This window comes from Plantactinospora endophytica, assembly GCF_016862915.1.
In the GTDB taxonomy this organism is placed as follows: Bacteria; Actinomycetota; Actinomycetes; order Mycobacteriales; family Micromonosporaceae; genus Plantactinospora; species Plantactinospora endophytica.
In genome coordinates this window covers 525,998-544,957 of record NZ_BONW01000013.1, presented here as the reverse complement: position 1 = coordinate 544,957, position 18,960 = coordinate 525,998, and the positions used below count along the sequence as shown (strand labels likewise).

Annotated in this window: 13 protein-coding genes; 7 read left to right on the top strand and 6 right to left on the bottom strand. The window is 71.2% G+C overall.

Features of this window, described 5'->3' with window-relative positions; genetic code table 11:
* Positions 1-36: 36 nt before the first annotated feature.
* From Pen02_RS15305 to Pen02_RS15285, 5 genes are all read right to left on the bottom strand, one after another.
* Entirely contained in the window at positions 37-1,965 is a 1,929-nt protein-coding gene (locus tag Pen02_RS15305; RefSeq protein ID WP_239140720.1) for a glycoside hydrolase family 127 protein, read from the bottom strand.
* Positions 1,962-2,879: a carbohydrate ABC transporter permease gene (locus tag Pen02_RS15300; protein WP_203866664.1), complete on the bottom strand. Its 918-nt coding sequence runs from the start codon at positions 2,877-2,879 to the stop codon at positions 1,962-1,964. Before Pen02_RS15300 ends, Pen02_RS15305 begins: the two co-directional genes overlap by 4 nt.
* A 4-nt stretch (positions 2,880-2,883) precedes the next feature.
* Positions 2,884-3,798: a carbohydrate ABC transporter permease gene (locus Pen02_RS15295; RefSeq protein WP_203866663.1), complete on the bottom strand. Its 915-nt coding sequence runs from the start codon at positions 3,796-3,798 to the stop codon at positions 2,884-2,886.
* Between the two features lie 119 nt (positions 3,799-3,917).
* A complete protein-coding gene (locus Pen02_RS15290) occupies positions 3,918-5,219 on the bottom strand; it encodes an ABC transporter substrate-binding protein (protein WP_203866662.1) in 1,302 nt (433 codons plus the stop codon).
* 676 nt (positions 5,220-5,895) lie between these two features.
* Positions 5,896-6,855: an AraC family transcriptional regulator gene (locus tag Pen02_RS15285; protein ID WP_203866661.1), complete on the bottom strand. Its 960-nt coding sequence runs from the start codon at positions 6,853-6,855 to the stop codon at positions 5,896-5,898.
* Positions 6,856-6,958: 103 nt separating this feature from the next.
* Between Pen02_RS15285 and Pen02_RS15280 the strand changes: the two genes are divergently transcribed.
* Positions 6,959-7,957: a zinc-dependent alcohol dehydrogenase family protein gene (locus tag Pen02_RS15280; protein ID WP_203866660.1), complete on the top strand. Its 999-nt coding sequence runs from the start codon at positions 6,959-6,961 to the stop codon at positions 7,955-7,957.
* Between the two features lie 481 nt (positions 7,958-8,438).
* Here Pen02_RS15280 and Pen02_RS15275 read toward each other — a convergent pair whose 3' ends face one another.
* On the bottom strand, positions 8,439-8,750 hold the full coding sequence (locus Pen02_RS15275) for an NIPSNAP family protein (RefSeq protein WP_203866659.1): 312 nt from the start codon (positions 8,748-8,750) through the stop codon (positions 8,439-8,441).
* Between the two features lie 163 nt (positions 8,751-8,913).
* On the opposite strand from Pen02_RS15275, the gene Pen02_RS15270 reads away from it, so the two are divergent.
* From Pen02_RS15270 to Pen02_RS15245, 6 genes are all read left to right on the top strand, one after another.
* Positions 8,914-11,187 (top strand): ATP-binding cassette domain-containing protein, encoded by a 2,274-nt coding sequence (locus tag Pen02_RS15270; RefSeq protein ID WP_203866658.1) that lies wholly within the window; start codon positions 8,914-8,916, stop codon positions 11,185-11,187.
* Positions 11,188-11,346: 159 nt separating this feature from the next.
* On the top strand, positions 11,347-12,480 hold the full coding sequence (locus tag Pen02_RS15265) for an NAD(P)/FAD-dependent oxidoreductase (RefSeq protein ID WP_203866657.1): 1,134 nt from the start codon (positions 11,347-11,349) through the stop codon (positions 12,478-12,480).
* A 223-nt stretch (positions 12,481-12,703) separates the two neighbouring features.
* Complete coding sequence (locus Pen02_RS15260; RefSeq protein WP_239140718.1) at positions 12,704-13,096, top strand: hypothetical protein; 393 nt, start codon at positions 12,704-12,706, stop codon at positions 13,094-13,096.
* Positions 13,096-15,591, top strand: a complete 2,496-nt coding sequence (locus tag Pen02_RS15255; protein ID WP_203866656.1) for a DUF4132 domain-containing protein — start codon at positions 13,096-13,098, stop codon at positions 15,589-15,591. The genes Pen02_RS15260 and Pen02_RS15255 overlap by 1 nt, the downstream gene beginning before the upstream one ends.
* Before the next feature lie 845 nt (positions 15,592-16,436).
* Positions 16,437-18,119 carry a hypothetical protein gene (locus tag Pen02_RS15250; protein WP_203866655.1) on the top strand — a complete coding sequence of 561 codons (1,683 nt, stop codon included), beginning with the start codon at positions 16,437-16,439 and terminating at the stop codon, positions 18,117-18,119.
* Positions 18,116-18,949, top strand: a complete 834-nt coding sequence (locus Pen02_RS15245) for a nucleotidyltransferase domain-containing protein (protein ID WP_203866654.1) — start codon at positions 18,116-18,118, stop codon at positions 18,947-18,949. The genes Pen02_RS15250 and Pen02_RS15245 overlap by 4 nt, the downstream gene beginning before the upstream one ends.
* The last annotated feature ends 11 nt before the right edge of the window (positions 18,950-18,960 follow it).

The following is an 18,960-nucleotide window of genomic DNA, read 5'->3' as shown; positions in this document are numbered from 1 at the left end:
CGGCCCCGATGGCTGCTCGGTCCGGCGCCCGGGTACTCAGATCGTCGGCAGCCAGACCCGCATGGTGGACGGCCCACGGTTGGCCCAGGCGTGGTACGGAATCAGCGGCACCTCGACGAGATCGCCGCTCGGCACGGCTGCCGGTGTGGGCCCCTGCCCGTCGTACGGCCAGTCGCGGTCGGGCGGGTCGAGGCGGCGGCAGTGCACCTGCACCCGGCCGCCGGCCAGGGTGGGTGGCCGACCGGTGTCGACCCGGAGTTCGTCGACGTTCCCGCCGCCGGCCAGGTCGACGGACTCCACCGCGAACACCAGCGGGCCGCGCTCGACGGCGACGCAGCCCCGGGTCGCGTCGATCCGGTCGTCCGGATAGCTGAACCGGGGCGCCATCGGCAGGTCCAGCACCACCTCGTCGCCGCCGCGCCAGGTCCGCCGCTCGACGGCGTAGCCGGGGCGTACCGGCCGGACCTCCCCGTCGACGGTCAGCGTCGCGCCCTCACCCGCCCAGCCCGGCACCCGTACCGACAGCGTCCAGGGGTGCGCGTCGGCGTCCTCGACCCGGATCCGGATCTGCCCGTCCGCCGGATAGCCGGTGCTGACGGTCACCCGCCGCTCGGCACCGTCCGCCGGGCGGTACCCGATCGTCCCGGGCACGTACTGGTGGATCTGGAGGCCCTCGTCGTCGGTGCTGGCCACGTACGCCCCGAAGCTGGCCAGCGTGCGTGCCACGTTGGTCGGGCAGCACGACACCTCGAACCACGGCGCCCGCTGGGCGGCGGCGGCCCGGATGCTGGGCCGGTCGGTGTCCGGGACGGTGCCGAGTTCCCGGCGGTGCAGGGTGTTGGTGTAGAAGAACTGCCGCCCGTCGGCCCCCGGTGACGTCGAGACCACGTTGAACAGGGTCCGTTCGACGAGGTCGGCGTAGCCGGAGTCGCCGGAGGCGAGCAGCAGCCGCCAGGCGAGCATCACCGAGCCCACCCCGGCACAGGTCTCCGAGTAGGCCCGGTCGGCGGGCAGCACCCAGTCCTCGCCGAACGCCTCGTCCTGGTGCCGGGAGCCCTGCCCGCCGGTGACGTACGTGCGCCGGGCGACCGTGTTGCGCCACTGGTCGCGTACCGCCTTCAGCAGGCCGGGGTCGTCGGTCTCGGTGGCGACGTCGACCGCACCGGCGGCGAGGTAGTTCGCCCGGACCGCGTGCCCGCGCAGCACGGTGGCCTGCCGTACCGGGGTCTCGTCCTGGAAGTACTCCCGGCCCCACTCGACGTCGCCCAGCCGGCCGTGGCCGCGCCGCTCGACGAAGAGCGCCGCCTGGGCGAGGTATCGGCGCTCGCCGGTGGCCCGGCCGAACTCCACCAGCGCGGTCTCGATCTCCGGGTGGCCGCACAGCCCGTCGATGCCGTCCCGTCCGAAGGTGTCGCAGATGTTGTCGGCGGCCCGGCAGGCGACCGCCAGCAGCCCGTCGTCCGCGCCCGGCCGGGTCCGGACCCGGGCGACGGCGGCCTGGAGCAGATGGCCGACGCAGTACAGTTCGTGCCCCCATTGCAGGTCGGACCAGCGCGGTGGCTGCCCGGCGTGCCCGAACCGGGTGTTCAGATAGCCGTCGGTGTCCTGGGCCCGGGCCACCCGCTGCACGATCGCGCGGAACCTCGACTCCCACTCCGGGTCGCCGGTCCGGCCGATCTCCCAGGCCGTCGCCTCCAGGAACTTGTAGACCTCCGAGTCGGAGAACTCGCGGCCCCGGCGCTCGTCGGCCGGGCCACCGGTGGCGACCAGGTCGAAGTTGCGGATCCAACCCTCCCGTTCCAGCCAGTACGCGATGTGTTCGAGCGTGGCCGCCGCGTTGACGGACTGACGTTCGGCCCAGAAACCGCCGGTGACGCGGACGTCGTCCAGTCCGAGCGGCCGGAGCCGCCCTCGGCTCGGCAGGACGGGTGCCGCCGTGGGCGCGGCGCTGGGTGCCATGGTCATCCCTTCAGTGCGCCGGACATGAAGCCGCGCACGTAGTGTCGTTGGAGCAGCAGGAACAGCACGATGCACGGCAGCGCGAGGACGACGACGCCGGCTTCGGTCGCGCCGTAGTCGACGACGCCCTGGACCTGGCCGCGCAGGTTGGAGACGGCCAGCGGCAGGGTCATCCGCTCGGAGTCGTTGATCAGGATCAGCGGCGCCATGAAGTCGTTCCACGCGGCGAGGAACGAGAAGAGCCCGACGGTGATCAGACCCGGCTTGACCGCAGGCACGAGTACCCGCCACAGCGCGCCGAACGACGTACAGCCGTCGACCATCGCCGCCTCGTCCAGTTCGCGCGGTACCGCCTCGAACGAGATCCGCATCAGGAAGGTGGAGAACGGCAACTGGAACATGGTCAGCACCAGGGCGACCCCGACCAGCGAGTTCTGTAGGCCGACCTCGTTGAGCAGGACGTAGAGCGGGATGAGCAGCGTCGCGTACGGGACCATCAGGATCGCCAGGGTGAGCAGGAACAGCAGGTTCCGGCCGGGAAAGCGGAACCGGGCGAAGGCGTACCCGCCGAGGAACGAGATCAGCAGGGTGAGTACGACCGTCAGCAGCGACACGAACGCCGAGTTGCCGAGGTAGCGCCAGATGCCGGCCTGGTAGTCGGCCAGGGTGGTGTAGTTGCCGAACCCCCAGCCGTCCACCTGGTTCGTACCCGCCTGCGGCGAGACCGAGGCGACGGCGGTCCACGCCAGCGGGAAGAGGAAGACCACCGCCACCGCGCCGGTGAAGACCCAGTAGGGGGTCCGCAGCGCGACACCGGCGATGGTGGTACCGCGCGGCTTCCTCGGACCGGTCGGCCGCTCGGCCGGAGCACGCGGCGTGCCGGCGACGGCGGCGCTGGTGGGTTTGGAGTCCACGGTCATGGCGTCAGTTCCCCTCGGACCGGAAGGCGCGCATCTGCAGCGCGTTGAGCAGGACCAGGGCCGCCAGTACGAGCACCGAGAGCGCCGCGGCGACGCCGAGGTCGTTCTGGCCCTGGAACGCGATCATGTAGATGAGCTGGACCACGGTGATGGTGCTGTTGTCCGGGCCGCCCTTGGTGAGGATGTAGAACTGCTCGAAGGCGAGCAGGGAGCCGGTCACGCAGAGCACGGTGGTCAGCGCCAGCGTCGGGCGGAGCAGCGGCAGGGTGACCCGGCGGAAGGTCTGCCAGCGGGTGGCGCCGTCCGAGCGGGCCGCCTCGAAGACGTCCGCCGGGATGCTCTGCAACCCGACAAGCATCAGCACCATGTAGAAGCCGGCGTAGCGCCAGACGATCAGGAACACCGTGGAGAAGAGCGCCGCGTTCGGCGAGCCGAGGAAGGTGATGCCGAGCCGGTCCACCACCGGCGCCAGCGGGCTGGCGTAGGGCGAGTAGAGCACGTAGAACAGCAGCGACGCCGAGGCCAACCCGAGCGCGCTGGGCACCAGGAACGATGCCCGGAGCAGGTTGTTCCACCGGCTGGACTCCTGGACCAGCAGGGCCATCCCCAGGCCGAGCAGGAGCAGCAGTACGGTCGCGATCACCGTGTACTTGACGGTGAAGACCACCGAGTCGGTGAAGAAGCGGTGGTCGATCGCCTTGGTGAAGTTGTCGGGTGCGTTGATCCCCTGGTCGCCGGTGAGCAGCGGCCATCTCGACAGCGACATCTTGACCACGATCAGCAGGGGCAGCAGGAACAGCGCCACGACGAACACCGCGGTCGGGGTGGCGTAGAGCCAGCCGAGCAGGGCCTGTCGGCCGGAACGGAAGCGGCCGCGCATCGGCGCACTGGGCGGGCGTGCCGGTGCGTTGACATCCATGACGACTCCTCGTTCCCTCGGGCGTTGGGCCGGATCGGTGACGCGTTCCGGTGCCGTGCGGCGGGCGTATGCCGGTCCGGGCGGGCCGGCGGCCGGCATACGCCTGCGGCGAGGCGTTGCTACTGCTGGAGTACCGCCGTGATTTCCTCGTTGTCCTTCTGGAGGTCGCCGCTGCCGTTGAGCACCTGGTTGCGGACGAGGGTCAGCCAGGGGCTGTTCGGCGCGTTGAACGCCTGCTGGAAGTTCATCGCGACCGGGGTGTCGCCCTTGCCGGCGACCTGGTTGATGGTGACCAGGCGCGGGTCCTCGGCGGCGTACCTGTTGTTCGCCAGGTCGGAGCGGGACACCACGTCCTTGTTCTTCGCCAGCACCTCGACCTGGGCCTGGTCGGACATCATCCAGCTCAGGAAGTTCCACGCCTGGGCGGCCTTCTTCGAGTCCTTCGACACGCCGATGCCGTCGCCGCCGACGAAGGTCGACGCGCCGCCGTCGGGGCCGGGGATGCCGGCGACACCGACGTCGAACGGCGTCGAGGAGAGCAGCGTCGCCGGGTAGAACATCAGGCCGACCTTGCCCTCGGTGAACGCGGCCGTCCAGGTCGGGCCGGTCTCCCCGGACGAGGCCGGCAGTACGGCGCCCGACTTCCACAGGTCGGCCCAGGTGCGGTAGACCTGCTGGGCGTTCTCGTCGGCCAGTTTGGACTCCCGGCCGTCGTCGCTGAGCACCTCGCCGCCGGAGGCCCAGATGGACGGGAACCAGGTGAAGACCAGGCAGCCGCCGCAGTTCAGGCCGGCGGCGGTGCCGTAGACGCCGCTCTTCCTGGTGGCCTGGACGGCCTTGGCCGCCGCCGCGTACTCGGCCAGGTTCGCCGGGGCCTTCTCCGGGTCCAGTCCGGCGTCCTTGAAGAGCTGCTTGTTCCAGAACAGCATCGACAGGTCGAGTACGAACGGCAGCACGTGCTCCTTGCCGTCCTTGGTACCGGCGGCGAGGTGGCCCTTGTTGATGGTGTCCTTGAAGCTGAGGCCGGCGACGTTGCTGCTCAGGTCCTGGAACAGTCCCTGTTCGACCCAGTTCGGCACGTAGACGATGTCGGCGGCGAAGAGGTCCGGCAGCCCGTCGGAGCCCGCCGCCGCGCCCACCTTCGCGACGTAGTCGTCGTTGGGTACCACGGTCAGGTTGACCTTGTTCTGGTGACTGGCGTTGTACGCCTCGACGAGCAGTTTCGCCTGCTTCTCCAGCGGAGCCCGGGTCCAGAGCGTCAACTCGCTGCCGTCGTCGACGCCGGTGGGGCCGGCCTGGGCCACGCCGCCCTGCTCGCCGTCGCCGTCGTCACCGCAGGCCGCCACGCCGAGGACCAGTGTCGCCGCGAGCACTCCGGCCAAGGACCGCAGGACGGTCCGCCCGCCCGATGTTCTTCTCATGTCTCTCCTCGAAGTCGTGTGAGTAAGAGCCGTTCTCCCTGTTGTTCCGGTGGAGCTGCGACCACGCCCGGACCGCTCATCGCGCGCCCCTCCCGCCCGGTGACGGTGCTGGCGGACAAACGGCCACCCCGGTGCGCCGGCCGGTGGTGGCCCGCCGGGCCGGCGCGGTTGGTGGCGAGCGGCGGGGGTCCGGGCGCGGCCTCGGTGCGCGGCGGTTCCACCATCGGCACCCGACCGGTTCGCATCACGGTCACCGGCCTCCTCCGACGTGCCGAAAACCTTTTCGGAGATTCTGTCCGCCTGTTTCGGGCCTGTCAACAGTTGATTTCGACGCCTGCCTGCGAATCATCGACCGGCGTCAGGAGTGCGATCCGCGCCGCCTGTACCCGAAATTTTTCGATGATCGTCGGCGCCGGTCGGGCCGCGCCGGAGGCGTGTTCGGCCAGCCGGTCGGCGGAAACCTCCGGCTCGATGCACGTTCGACGCTCTTACTGCGGGACCGACGCGGGCGACCGCTGCCGCCGGCTCCGGTCAACCGGCGGACCCGTTCGGTGACCGCGCTCGCCGCGACGCCACGGAGTATTCGGCGGGCGCTCCTTACCGCAGCTCGGTCCTGAAAGCCTTTTCGGCGCGAGCTTCCGGCCACTTCGCTGACCTGTTCGGCCCCATCCCCACGTCACCGCCCGTCGCCGACTCCGCCGAGACCGGTTCCGCCGGAGGTCGAGGAGTTGCGGTACCTGCCGGGCGAGGTGCCGAACTCCCGTTTGAACGCCTTGGCGAAGGCGAACTCCGACGAGTAGCCGCTGCGTTGCGCGACCAGCCGTAACGGGGTGTCGGCGCCGGAGCTGAGCAGTCGGCCGGCCACGGTCATCCGCCACCAGGTCAGGTAGGCCAGCGGGGGTTGCCCGACGACGGTGCTGAACCGCCGGGCGAACGCCGCCCGGGACAGGCCGGCCCGTGCGCCGAGTTCCCGCACGGTCCACGGCCGGGCGGGGTCGTCGTGGATCGCGTGCAGCGCCTCGGCGATCGCCGGATCGCCGAGAGCGGCGGCCCAGCCGGTGACCGCGTGCTCGGCGTCGCCCCGTAGCCAGGCACGCACGATGAACAGCAGCAGCGTGTCGAGCAACGCGGGCAGCACCGCGTCCGAGCCCGGCCCGGGCCGCGCCAACTCGCCGCCGAGCAGGTCCACCGCCGCGCGCAGCTCCGGGTGCACACCGATCCGGGCCGGCAGGTGTACGACCTCGGGCAGGCCGGTGAGCAGCGGATGCGCCCGCGCCCGGTTGAGCCGGTAGGCGCCGCAGAGCAGCACGGTCGTCGGGCCGCTCCCCGCCGCCACGTCCTCGCCGAGCACCCAGCTTCCGTGCGGCCCCGGCACGACGTCGACCAGCGGCGTCGCGGGATCGTCCGCGAGCCCGTGTCCGCGCCCGTGCGCGAGGAACACCACGTCACCGGGGGCCAGCCCGATCGGCTGCTGCCCGCCCGGCGGGGTGAGCCAGCAGGAGCCCTGGAGTACGACGTGGAAGCCCGCGCCGTCGGAGGCGGCGAACCTCAGGCCCCAGGGCGCACGCTTGACGGTCCGGGAGGAGTGCGGCATTCCGGTCCGCATCGCAGTGATCGCGTCACTGAGCACGTCCATCCGGCCCAGCCTAGCCAGCAGTCCGATGCAGAAGACGATGGGACAAAAGTCCGAGACTTTGTGCCATGGAGGGTCTCGCCTGCCGCTCCGTAGCGTCGTTGGCATGACGACCGAGGCACGTGCGGTGTTGTTCCACCGGACCGGCGATCCCGACGTACTGACGATCGAGCGGGTGCGGCTCGACGATCCGGGACCGGGCGAGGTCCGGATCCGGGTCGACGCTCTCGGCCTGAACCGGGCCGAAGCCCTGTTCCGGGCCGGCAGGTACTACTACCAGCCCACCCTTCCCGCCTCCCGGCTCGGCTACGAGGCGGCCGGCGTCGTCGAGTCGGTCGGTGCCGGGGTCACCGAGTTCGCGCCGGGGGACCCGGTGCTGACCGGCCCGCAGATCGAGATGAGCGCCCAGGGCGTCTACGGCGACCGGATCGTGCTCCCGGTCGAGTCGGTGATCCCCCGGCCGGCCTCGGTCGACGCGGTGACCGGCGCGGCCACCTGGCTCACCTACGCCACCGCGTACGGCGGACTGGTGGAGACCGGCGGGCTGCGGCCCGGCGAGCACGTCGTGATCACCGCCGCGTCCAGCGGTGTCGGCACCGCGGCGATACAGGTCGCGGCGCGTACCGGCGCCGTCCCGATCGCGGTCACCCGGAGCGGTGACAAGCGGCGGCGGCTGCGCGACGTCGGCGCGGCACACGTGATCGTCGCCTCGGAGGTGGACGTGCCGGAGGAGGTCAGGCGGTTGACGGGTGGCCGGGGTGCCGAGCTGATCTTCGATCCGGTCGCCGGTCCCGAGCTGCCCGCGCTGGCCGAGGCGGCGTCGGTGGCGGGGACGATCGTGCTGTACGGCTGGCTCGGTGGACAGCCCATGCTGATGCCGCTCAACTGGCCGCTGACCATCCACGGGTACGCCAACGGTCACTTGTCGGCCACCGTGTCCGGTCGCCGCCGGATCAACCGGTACATCGAGGCCGGCCTGCGGGACGGCGGCCTCCGGCCGGTGGTCGGGAAGGTCTTCACCGGCCTGGAACGGATCGTCGACGCGCACCGGCTGATGGAGTCGAACACGCACGTCGGAAAGATCGTGGTCACCGTCGAACACTGACGCCCACGGGTAGCCGCCCGACACAGGTCGCCGCCAGAGGCATGTGGAGCGGAACCGGATCCCGGACCGGATCGTCTACCGAGTGACCACGACCAACTCGACACCGATCACCACCCGGTACGCCGACAGCGGCGGATTCCCCTGGCGAAGGAGCAGCGGTTCGGATGGCGCCCCTGGCAGACCTGTGCACGGAACGACACGTCCCGGTTCGTCGCGACACCGAAGGCACCCGAGGAGTGGCTCACCGCCGGCGACTCGATCCGGCAGCACCGGGTGAGCCACGACCGGCCCCGGTACGAGCGGGGCGCGCCGGACACCGGGACGGTCGAGCGGCCGACCGGCGCCCGTGCCCGTAGCGCCGAGCAGACCTGGCTGGGAAGACGCCACGAACCGGGGTACGCCGGTACGCCGGGTGGCGGTCGCGCCGGACCGGTCCCCCGCCGGACGGTCGCCGCCCGCACACGCCGCCCTGGATACCGGCTCAGTCGGTCGGTAGCAGCGGACGCATGAAGGTCCGCTCGTACCGCAGGACACAACCCGAGTCGCTGCGGATCCGGTCGGCCGCGACGAACTCGGGGTCCGTGCCGAATCGCGCGCGGTAGCGCTCGTAGGCGGCCAGGCTCTCGAAGCTGAACAGCGCCTCGGCCCGGTCGCTGGCTCCCTCGGCCGGCAGGAAGTAGCCGTGGTGCACTCCCCCGTGCTCGGCCACCAGCCGCATCCACACGCGGGCGAACCGCTCGAACGCCTCGATCTGCCCGGGGTCGATGGTGTAGTGCAGGACGCAGGTGATCACGGTCCAACCGTACGCGTCGGTGCGCGCCCGCGTCCCGGCGCCACTGCGCGCAGCGTCTGCGGGTCCGTGCGGCGGAACCACGCGCCGCAGGAGGTCCGTCGGCAGCGGCCCGGGGCTGCGGTGATCGCCCGGAACCGACGGACCCGTCGTCTAGGGTTGCCGGGTGCATGTCGCAGACAGTCATGACCTGATCCAGGTCCACGGGGCCCGCGAGAACAACCTGAAGAACGTGAGTGTCGAGATCCCGAAGCGCCGGCTGACGGTGTTCACCGGCGTGTCGGGGTCCGGCAAGAGCTCTCTGGTGTTCGGCACGATCGCCGCCGAGTCACAGCGGCTGATCAACGAGACCTACAGCGCCTTCGTGCAGGGATTCATGCCGAGCCAGTCCCGGCCCGACGTCGACCTGCTCGAAGGGCTCACCACGGCGATCATCGTCGACCAGGAGCGGATGGGCGCGAACTCCCGCTCCACGGTCGGCACCGCCACCGACGCCAACGCGATGCTGCGGATCGTGTTCAGCCGGCTGGGCGTGCCGAGCGCGGGGCCGTCGTTCCACTACAGCTTCAACGTACCCGCCGGGGCCTGCCCGAGTTGCGAGGGAATGGGTACTGCGACCGACATCGACCTCGACGAACTGTTCGACCGGGACAAGTCGCTCGCGGAGGGCGCGATCACCATCCCGGGCTACAGCGTCGACGGCTGGCTGGTACGGATCTTCGCGGCGTCCGGCTTCGTCGACGCCGACAAGCCGATCCGTGACTACACCGACCAGGAACTGCACGACTTCCTCTACAAGGAGCAGGTCAAGGTCAAGATCGACAGTATCAACATGACCTACGAGGGGCTCGTCCCCCGGGTCCAGAAGGCGTTCCTGCAGAAGGACAAGGAGGCGCTGCAACCGCACATCCGGGCCTTCGTCGAGCGCGCGGTCACCTTCACGGAATGCCCCGAGTGCGGCGGCACCCGGCTCAACAAGGCCGCGCTGGCTTCGCGGATCGACGGCGTCAACATCGCCGACGCCTGCGCGATGCAGATCAGCGACCTTGCCGACTGGGTACGCGAGCTCAAGGACCCCTCGGTCGCACCGCTGCTGGCGACCCTGCGGCAGACCCTCGACTCGTTCGTCGAGATCGGGCTGGGCTACCTCAGCCTCGACCGGCCGTCCGGCACGCTCTCCGGTGGCGAGGCGCAGCGTACGAAGATGATCCGGCACCTCGGGTCCAGCCTCACCGACGTGTCGTACATCTTCGACGAGCCGACGGTGGGTCTGCACCCGCACGACATCCAGCGGATGAACGGCCTGCTGGTGCGGTTGCGCGACAAGGGCAACACGGTGCTGGTCGTCGAGCACAAGCCGGAGACGATCGCGATCGCCGACCACGTGGTCGACCTCGGGCCGGGCGCGGGCGGTGCCGGCGGCACGGTGTGCTTCGAGGGCACCGTCGACGGGCTGCGCGCCAGCGACACGCTCACCGGTCGACACCTCGACTACCGGGCCACCCTGAAGACGCGGACCCGGGCCTCGACCGGCACGCTCCCGATCCGGAACGCCACCCGGCACAACCTCCGGGACGTCAGCGTCGACGTGCCGCTCGGCGTGCTCTGCGTGGTGACCGGGGTCGCCGGGTCGGGGAAGAGTTCGCTCATCCACGGCTCGATCCCCAAGGGCGCCGGGGTCGTCTCGGTGGACCAGACCGCGATCCGCGGGTCACGCCGCAGCAACCCGGCGACGTACACCGGCCTGCTGGACCCGATCCGGACGGCCTTCGCCAAGGCCAACGGCGTCAAACCGGGCCTGTTCAGTGCGAACTCGGCGGGGGCGTGCCCGAACTGCAACGGTGCCGGCGTCATCTACACCGACCTGGCGATGATGGCCGGCGTCTCGACGGTGTGCGAGGAGTGCGAGGGCAAGCGGTTCCAGGCGGCCGTCCTCGACTACAAGCTCGGCGGTCGGGACATCAGCGAGGTGCTGGCGATGTCGGTCACCGAGGCCGAGGAGTTCTTCGCCGCCGGGACGGCCAGGTCGGCCGCCGCGCACGCCGTGCTGCTCCGGATGGCCGACGTCGGACTCGGCTACCTCACCCTGGGCCAACCGCTCACCACGCTCTCCGGCGGCGAACGGCAGCGGCTCAAGCTGGCGATCCACATGGCGGAGAAGGGCGGCGTCTACGTACTCGACGAACCGACCACCGGCCTGCACCTCGCCGACGTCGAGCAGTTGCTCGGACTGCTCGACCGGCTCGTCGACGCCGGCAAGTCGGTGATCGTGATCGAGCACCACCTGGCGGTGATGGCCCGGGCCGACTGGATCATCGATCTCGGGCCAGGTGCGGGGCACGACGGCGGACGGCTGGTCTTCGAGGGCACTCCGGCGGACCTGGTCGCCGCCCGCTCGACACTCACCGGCGAACACCTCGCGAGGTACGTCGGGGCGTAGTCCGGGCCGCGCCCAGGGACGGCAGCTTGTCCAGCACATGCCGGCGCCGGGCGGGTCGACGTACGGGCCGACGACGAGTGTGGCGACGGTGTGGAGGTACCGGGCGGGTAGCGTGCAGACGCTCGCCCGCACCGGACCACGCCCCTACCGTCGCAGGGTATGCAGACAGTGGACGTACTCGTCGTCGGTGCCGGCCTGGCCGGGCTGCACACGGCCCGCCTGCTCGCGCAACGGGAACTGGACGTGCTGGTGGTCGACCGGCGCAGGTCGCTGGCGACGGGCATCCGCACGACCGGGATCTTCGTACGCCGTACCCTCGACGACTTCGACCTGCCGGACCACCTGCTCGGCCCAGGTGTCCGGGACGTGCTGCTGTATCCGCCGTCGCGGCGGGCACCGGTCCGGCTGCACAGCGACCGGGACGAATACCGGGTGGCCGACATGGCGGCCGTCTACGCGCACGCACACCGGGCGGCGGAGTCGGCGGGCGCCCGGGTCCGGCTGGGCGTGCGGTACCTCGGCGCCTCGGCCGGGGTGGTCCGGTTCGCGGGCGCGGAACCGGTGCGGGCCCGGTTCGTCGTCGGCGCGGACGGCGCCCGCTCGCGGGTGGCCCGCGACCTCGGACTCGACGTCAACCGGCGGTTCCTCGTCGGGGCCGAACTCGTGCACCCGATCGCCCCGGGCCACGCCGCCCCGGCGTTCCACTGTGTGCTGGATCCCCGGGTCGCCCCCGGATATCTGGGCTGGGTCATCGACGACGGCCGGCACGCGCACGTCGGCGTCGCCGGATATCCGGAGGCGATGCGCCGGGGCGTCCGCCACCTGCTGGACACCTTCGCCGCCGACGCGCCCGGCCGCACCCCGCCGACCGGTCCGGTCGAGCGCCGGGGCGGTCCGATCCCGGTCGGCGGCGTGCTGCGGCGGCTGGCCTGTCCGGCCGGACTGCTCGTCGGCGACGCGGCGGGCGCGGTGTCGCCGCTGACCGCCGGCGGGTTGGACCCCTGCCTGCGGATGTCCGAACTGGCTGCGGCGGTGGCCACCGATTACCTGCGTACCGGCGACGAACGGGTGCTGCGCCGCTACGACGGGGACGCGTTGCGGAGCCGGTTCCGGGGCCGGCTGCTGCTGCGCCGGATGTTCGCCGGCATCCGGTACCCCGTCGCGGCGGAGGCGGCGGTGGCCGCGCTGCGCCACGGCGCCGGTCGGGTACTGGCGGCGCGGGTCCTGTTCGGCGACGGCTCGTTCCCGGACGTCGGCCCCCGGCTCGCCGACCCGGCGACCAGCCACCCGTAGCGGCACCAGGTTCTGTCTCGCGGATCATGAAGGTCTAGCCCCGCCGGTCGCAGCGATGTCCGGCGGCCGGGCGTAGCGGTATCGCCCTGCCGGTCGCAGCGGTGCCCGGGGCGGCCCGTCTGCGAGCTTGTGCCGGTGACGGTCGGCGTGGCCACCCCGTCGGCGGGGAAGACGGATTCCTCGGCGGACATCTTGTCGGCGGGCGGTCCTAGACTCCGGCGCCATGGCGATGGTGAGTTTCGTCGACGAGACGACGGCAGGCGAGCGTAGTGCCGAGTGGCATCTGGAGATCTTCGAGGAGCGCCTGCCGCTGCGGGAGGTGATCCGCCGCCGCGTCTTCCAGGAGGTCGCCGAGCACAACGCGAAGGACGGCGACGTCTTCCGTGGACTGGTGCAGCCGACCGACACCGAGCGGACGCTCAACGGCTTCAAGCTCAGGCAACCGCGCCGGGTCGACCCGGAGCAGCAGGCCGCCAGCGCGCTGGACGCCTTCTCCCGCAACGGTTACGTGGTCCTCGTCGACGACCGGCAGGTCGAGGAGTTGGACGAGGTCGTGGAGCTGAGCCGGGGCACCCGGATCACCTTCCTCAAGCTCGTACCGCTGGTGGGTGGCTGATGTCGACGTCGACGCCGCTGGGCGAGCGCACCGAGCGGATGGCGGAGCTGGCCCGCCACGGTGACATCGAGGGGCTCGCGGACGAGGTGGTGGCGTACGCCGCCGCCGGCAACGAGCACGGGCGCCGGGGCGGCCGCACGGTGACCAACGCGCTCGGGCTCGTCGCGGCCGGGCGCGGGGCCGAGTTGCTGATGGCGGTGCTGGAACGCTGCTGCCTGGTCACCGACAACGAGCAGCGCCGGGTCGTCAACGAGCTGTTGGAAGCTCTTGTGCAGCCGTACAGCACGAGCCCTACCCCGGACGCGGCGGCGGTCGCGCTGGCCTTCGCCGCCCGGCACACCGCCTACTTCGGCGGCGACGAGCAGCGGCACATGGCCGAGCTGCTGCTGGCGGCCGGCCGGCCGGTCCCGCTGGAGGTCGTCGCCATGATGCGGCGCACCGTCGCGCACGGGTACTGGGGATCGCCCGGGGCGCTCAAGCCGTTCCTGGCGAAGCTCGACGCACCGGCGCTGAACCCGGGCGAGATGTGGGCCGACCGGGCCCTGGCCGACGTCGGCTCGCTCGACCCGGCCGAGGCCGCCCGGTGGCACGCGCTGTTCCGGCACGCGGCGACCGCGACCAGCGCCAGGCCGGCGCAGAAGTGGGAGACGGCCGGTCGGGAGCTGCTCGACGGGCTGACCGAGCCCGGTGACCGGCTGCGGAGCTGGCTCACGCTGGTCGGCCGACCACGCACGATCCGGCTCAACCGCACCCAGTGGGAACACGACGTCAACGAGACCTTCGACCAGTACAACGCGACAGCGCTGCGCGGGCTCGTCTGGTTGGTGTCGTTCCTGCCGGACCATCCGGAGACCTCCCGGGTGCTCGGCGCACTCGTCGAGACCGCACTGCGCAAGGTCGCCGGGGTCGGGCCGCGCAACCCCAAGATCGCCAATGCCGCCGTGTACGCGCTCTCGCGCGTACCGTCCGAGGACGCGCTCGCCCAGATCGCCCGGCTCGCCACGCGGGTCACCTTCAAGGGCACGCTGAAGGAGTTGAACGCGGCCCTCGACGCCCGGGCAGCGGCACTGGACCTGAGCCGGGACGAGGTCGAGGAGCTTGCCGTCCCGGCGTACGGGCTGACCGAGGTGGGCCGCCGGGTCGAACACTTCGGCGACGTCTCGGCGACGGTGGACGCCACCTCCGGCACGGTGGTGGTCACCTGGCGCAACAGCGCCGGAAAGGTCGTCAAGTCGGTGCCCGCCTCGGTCCGGTCCGGGCATCCCGAGGAGCTCGCCGAGTTCAGAGCCGCCGTCAAGGATCTCGAAAAGATGCTGTCGGCCCAGGTGGAACGCCTCGACCGGCAGTTCCTCGCCGAACGGGTCTGGCCGTTCGACGCCTGGCGGGCCCGCTACCTCGACCATCCGCTGGTCGGTACGCTGGCCCGCCGGCTGATCTGGCTGGTCGACGACGTGTCCTGCGCGTACGACGACGGGGTGCTGCGTACCGCCGGGGGCGACGAGGTCACGGCCGGCGGCACCGTACGGCTGTGGCACCCGATCGGCCGCGAGGTGGCCGAGGTCCTCGCCTGGCGTACCTGGTTGGAGGCCAGGCAGGTGACCCAGCCGTTCAAGCAGGCCCACCGCGAGGTCTACCTGCTGACCGCCGCCGAGGAGAACACCCGGGTCTACTCCAACCGGTACGCCGCGCACGTCCTGCGCCAGCACCAGTTCCACGCCCTGGCCGCAGCCCGGGGGTGGCGCAACAGGCTGCGGCTGATGGTCGACGACACGTACCCGCCGGCCACCCGTGACCTGCCGCGGTGGGGGCTGCGTGCCGAGTTCTGGATCGAGGGCGCCGGCGAGGACTGGGCGGCCGACGCGACCGAGTCGGGGGCGTACCTGCGGATCGCCACCGACCAGGTCCGGTTCTATCCGGCCAGCGCGCCGGAGCACCACGCGCACGCCGGTGGCGGCGGCTACGAGCAGTGGGTGCACCAGGACGAGCAGCCGACCGACCCGCTACCGCTGGCCGAGATCCCGCCGCTGGTGCTCAGCGAGATCCTCCGCGACGTGGACCTGTTCGTCGGCGTCGCCAGCGTCGGCAACGACCCGACCTGGCAGGACGGCGGTCCGGACGGCAGATTCCGGGAATACTGGGCATCCTACAGCTTCGGCGAGCTGAGCGGCACCGCGCAGACCCGCCGGGAGATGCTCGAACGCCTGGTTCCCCGGTTGGCGATCGCCGATCGGGCGAAGGTGGAGGGTCGTTTCCTCGTGGTCCGGGGTGACCTGCGCACCTACAAGATCCACCTTGGTTCGGGCAACATCCTGATGAGCCCGAACGACCAATACCTGTGCATCGTGCCGAAGCAGTCGGTCGGCTCCCCGACCGGCGACCTGTTCCTGCCGTTCGAGGGGGACCGGGTGCTCGCGGTCATCCTCAGCAAGGCACTCATGCTGGCGAAGGACACCCAGATCACCGACCGGACCATCACCCAGCAGCTACGGCTCTGACGCGGCTCGACCTACCCGCGATCGCCGCCGGCCGCCACGCGTCGCCCGGATGTCGGGACGACGGAAAGGATGCGGGTCGGTCCTCCGCAGTTTGCGCTCCGTGAGCAATTCCGTTTGACGGACACGTTCGGCAGTCACAGGAAAAAGAGTTCATGCACTTCAATGGAATCGCAGCGTCGGAGCCATTACCCAACGAATCTGTCGACGTCACTGTCCGAGTAGCAGGATAGGCTTTTGTGACAATGATCTCACTCGACAGAAGGGCGCCGACACCGTCATCATGCGCCTTCTGGCGAGCACTTCCGCAGCGGCCGTCGACGTGGACGCGGGTGGCCGCCGGCCGGTGGCCGCTCGGCGCGATCCCGACCGCCGCACGACTGCGAGCGGCCCCCGGGTACGGCGGGGCGTCGGCGGTAGCAGCACCTCGGAAGCCCAGCCACGCTGCGGTGGTGGCAGGTGCTCTGAGCCACGTCAGCCCGCCACCCGGGCCGTCGACCGGCACCAGCCGCCGCCCGGCGCGGCAGCACCCCGGGGATCTTGTTCGCTCTGGGTGATCAACTCAATCCGGAGCGACCGATGCGGCCAGCAAGCCGACGCGACATTTCCGCACCTCACAGAATGGATCCTCGGCACGCCGCCAATAATCGAAGTGGGTCAATGTCACGCTGCGCGATAACCGGCGACACCCACCCTCGGGTCGCACCGACGGAAGCCCTTGGTTCGCGCATGTGAAAGCGTGTTCACTCGCATTGACACCCCGGGTCTAATGGGTCACTCTATGCCGCATGAGCTCGGACCATAGCCTGGGCCGGACGGTGAGCAACCCTTGGTTTGGCGGCTCTCACGTGCGGGATCTGCGGTTTGCCGAGTTCCTCTGTGGATTGTGGGGCAGCGCGTGCGACGCGCTCGGCGTGCCCGCCGGACAGGCCACGCGGACCGTTCGGGAGCTGCGCGAGCTGCTTCCGGCGTGGGCCGACGAACGGATCGGGGACGAGCCGCGCCAACCCTCGTTCGTCGCGGCGGACGGGTTCCCGGCGGAGATGTCGCTGAACTGGTCGGGCGGACGCCCCGAGCTGCGAATACTGTTCGACTGCCTGTCGGATGCGGACAGCGTCCGGCCCGCCCTGGCCGCGACCTCCCGCCGCTTCGAGCAGGTCAGCGAGGTCTTCGCGGCGGCACCCCTGTGGTATTCGATGGCGTGGCGCCCGCCCGGGCCGGCGGCCTACAAGGCATACTTCGGGCTGTACGCATGGCCGGCCGAGCAGCGCTCCGCCGCACTGGGCCAGGCGATGGAGCGGCTGGGCATGGCCGAGGCGTGGGACGACACCCGCCGCCGGGTGGACGGGGACGACCAGGGCGGCCGGCGTGAGATCGAGTTCCTCGGCCTCGACCTGACCGACACCGCGGAGTCCCGGGCGAAGGTCTACTACCGCAACCACGGCGCCGGAATCCGCGAACTGGACCGGATGGCGTCGGTGGCGTTGGCGCACAACACCGACGAGGCGCTGGCCGCGTACCAGACGCTGACCGGTGCGCCGGTCGACGGGGGCCAGGAGGCGTTGACCTGCCTGGCGTTCCGGTCCGGCCTGGGCCGGGCCGCCGAGTCCACGACGTACCTGCGGATGCCGAGCCTGACCTCCTCCGACCAGGAGGCGGTCGACCGCGCCGCCGACCTGCTGCGCCGTGCCGGGGTGGACCCCGGGCCGTTGCACGCCGTCGCCGCCGCGCTGGCACCGACCAGCCTGGCCGAGAGTCAGGGCCTCCTGGAACTGGTCAGCTACCGGGCCGCACGACGCCCCGGTGACATCACCACCTACTTCCGGTTCCCCGTCTACCACCAGCCCGCGGCGCCGCCGGTCGCACCCGTCGACCCGGCGTACCCGATGGAGAGGATCACCCCGATGAGCCAGCCGGACCTACAGCGCGTCGCCGACTTCAACACCGGGCGGCAGGAGGAGTACGAGTCGTCCCGACTCATCCGGCTGCTCGCGGACGAGGCGACCCCGGACGCCACCAAGAAGGCCGTCCTCACCTACCTACAGCCGTGGTCGAACGCCTTCCAGCGGATGATCAGCGCCCGGGTCACCTACGAGAGTGACTTCGCCCTGCGGACGATCGCCCTCGAACACCAGCGGGAGGAGATCGGCCACGACGAGATCCTCGCCCGCACCCGGGCGGAGGACCAGCGGGTGGTCTGGGACCCGGTCATCGAGGCGGGCGCGTCGTGGTTCGTCGACCAGTTCGCCACGCTGCCCGGGGTGCAGCGGGCGATCCTGGCACACCTGGCCCTGGAGGCCGGCAGCCTGTCGCTGAGCAAGGCCGGTGTCCGCGCCTTCCCCAACGATCCGTACTTCTCGCTGCACGACGAGGCCGACGTCGAGCACCTGGAGATGGGCTACGAGATCCTGCGGCAGCGCAGCGACTGGAACGTGGACGACATCGTGACCGTGCTCGATCGCGCCTGGCAGGTCATCACCGTCGTCTCCGACCGCATCGCCGAGTGTGCCGTACGCGACACGGCCGCGTGAGCACTGTCATCGGGCCGGATCCGGCGACCACGGCGCGGGCGGTCGCCCTGGAGGCCGCCCACGCCCACCGGACGGTCTTCGCCGACCGCTTCGTCGCCGGGTACGCGCTGGGCAGCCTCGCGCACGGCGGCTACGCCCCGGCGGTCAGCGACATCGACCTGGCGGTGATCCTGACCGACACCCGCAGCGGCGACGCCGACCGGATCGCCGAGACGTTCCAGGCCCTGCGCGAGCGCGGCGAACCGCACCGCAAGCTCTCCGTGTTCTGGGGCTCGCTCGACGCGCTGCGCCGAGGTCACGACGACGGGCGGTTTCCCGCCATCGACCGGCTCGACCTGGCCGAGCAGGGTCTGCTCCTGCTCGGCTCCGACGTGGCCCGGCAGGTCGCCGTTCCCGGCACCGACGAGCTGCTGGTCGACAGTGCCCGGTTCGCCGTCCAGGTGCTGGCGACCGACGAGGTGCTCGCCGAGCTGGCCCGACCCCGGCGCCTGCTAGAGGATCCGGTGTGGTTCACGAAGGCCGTACTCTTCCCGGTCCGGTTCTTCTACAGCAACGCCGTCACGATGGGCCGGGCCGCCGTCAACGACGAGGCCATCAGGTGGTATCTGGTCCAGCCCGGGGCCGTCGCAACGCCCCTGGTCCGGCTGGCCGCCGAGGTACGGTCGGGGGCGCCGCTGGATCCGTCGGCCGCAGCACCGCTGCTGGAAGCCGGCCTCACTGCGCTGTATCGGCGCTACGCCGAAGACCAGGTACGGCGGCTGCGCCAGGCGAGCGCGCCCGCCGACCTGGTCAGCGCCTTCGAGAACTGGCGCGAACGGCTGGGTGACTGAGGTACGACCAC

Bases quoted from the DNA above. Each gene is read 5' to 3' on its own strand.
- Pen02_RS15305 (WP_239140720.1), bottom strand. From the start codon at position 1,965: ATGACCATGGCACCCAGCGCCGCGCCCACGGCGGCACCCGTCCTGCCG.
- Pen02_RS15300 (WP_203866664.1), bottom strand. From the start codon at position 2,879: ATGACCGTGGACTCCAAACCCACCAGCGCCGCCGTCGCCGGCACGCCG.
- Pen02_RS15295 (WP_203866663.1), bottom strand. From the start codon at position 3,798: ATGGATGTCAACGCACCGGCACGCCCGCCCAGTGCGCCGATGCGCGGC.
- Pen02_RS15290 (WP_203866662.1), bottom strand. From the start codon at position 5,219: ATGAGAAGAACATCGGGCGGGCGGACCGTCCTGCGGTCCTTGGCCGGA.
- Pen02_RS15285 (WP_203866661.1), bottom strand. From the start codon at position 6,855: ATGGACGTGCTCAGTGACGCGATCACTGCGATGCGGACCGGAATGCCG.
- Pen02_RS15280 (WP_203866660.1), top strand. From the start codon at position 6,959: ATGACGACCGAGGCACGTGCGGTGTTGTTCCACCGGACCGGCGATCCC.
- Pen02_RS15265 (WP_203866657.1), top strand. From the start codon at position 11,347: ATGCAGACAGTGGACGTACTCGTCGTCGGTGCCGGCCTGGCCGGGCTG.
- Pen02_RS15260 (WP_239140718.1), top strand. From the start codon at position 12,704: ATGGCGATGGTGAGTTTCGTCGACGAGACGACGGCAGGCGAGCGTAGT.
- Pen02_RS15255 (WP_203866656.1), top strand. From the start codon at position 13,096: ATGTCGACGTCGACGCCGCTGGGCGAGCGCACCGAGCGGATGGCGGAG.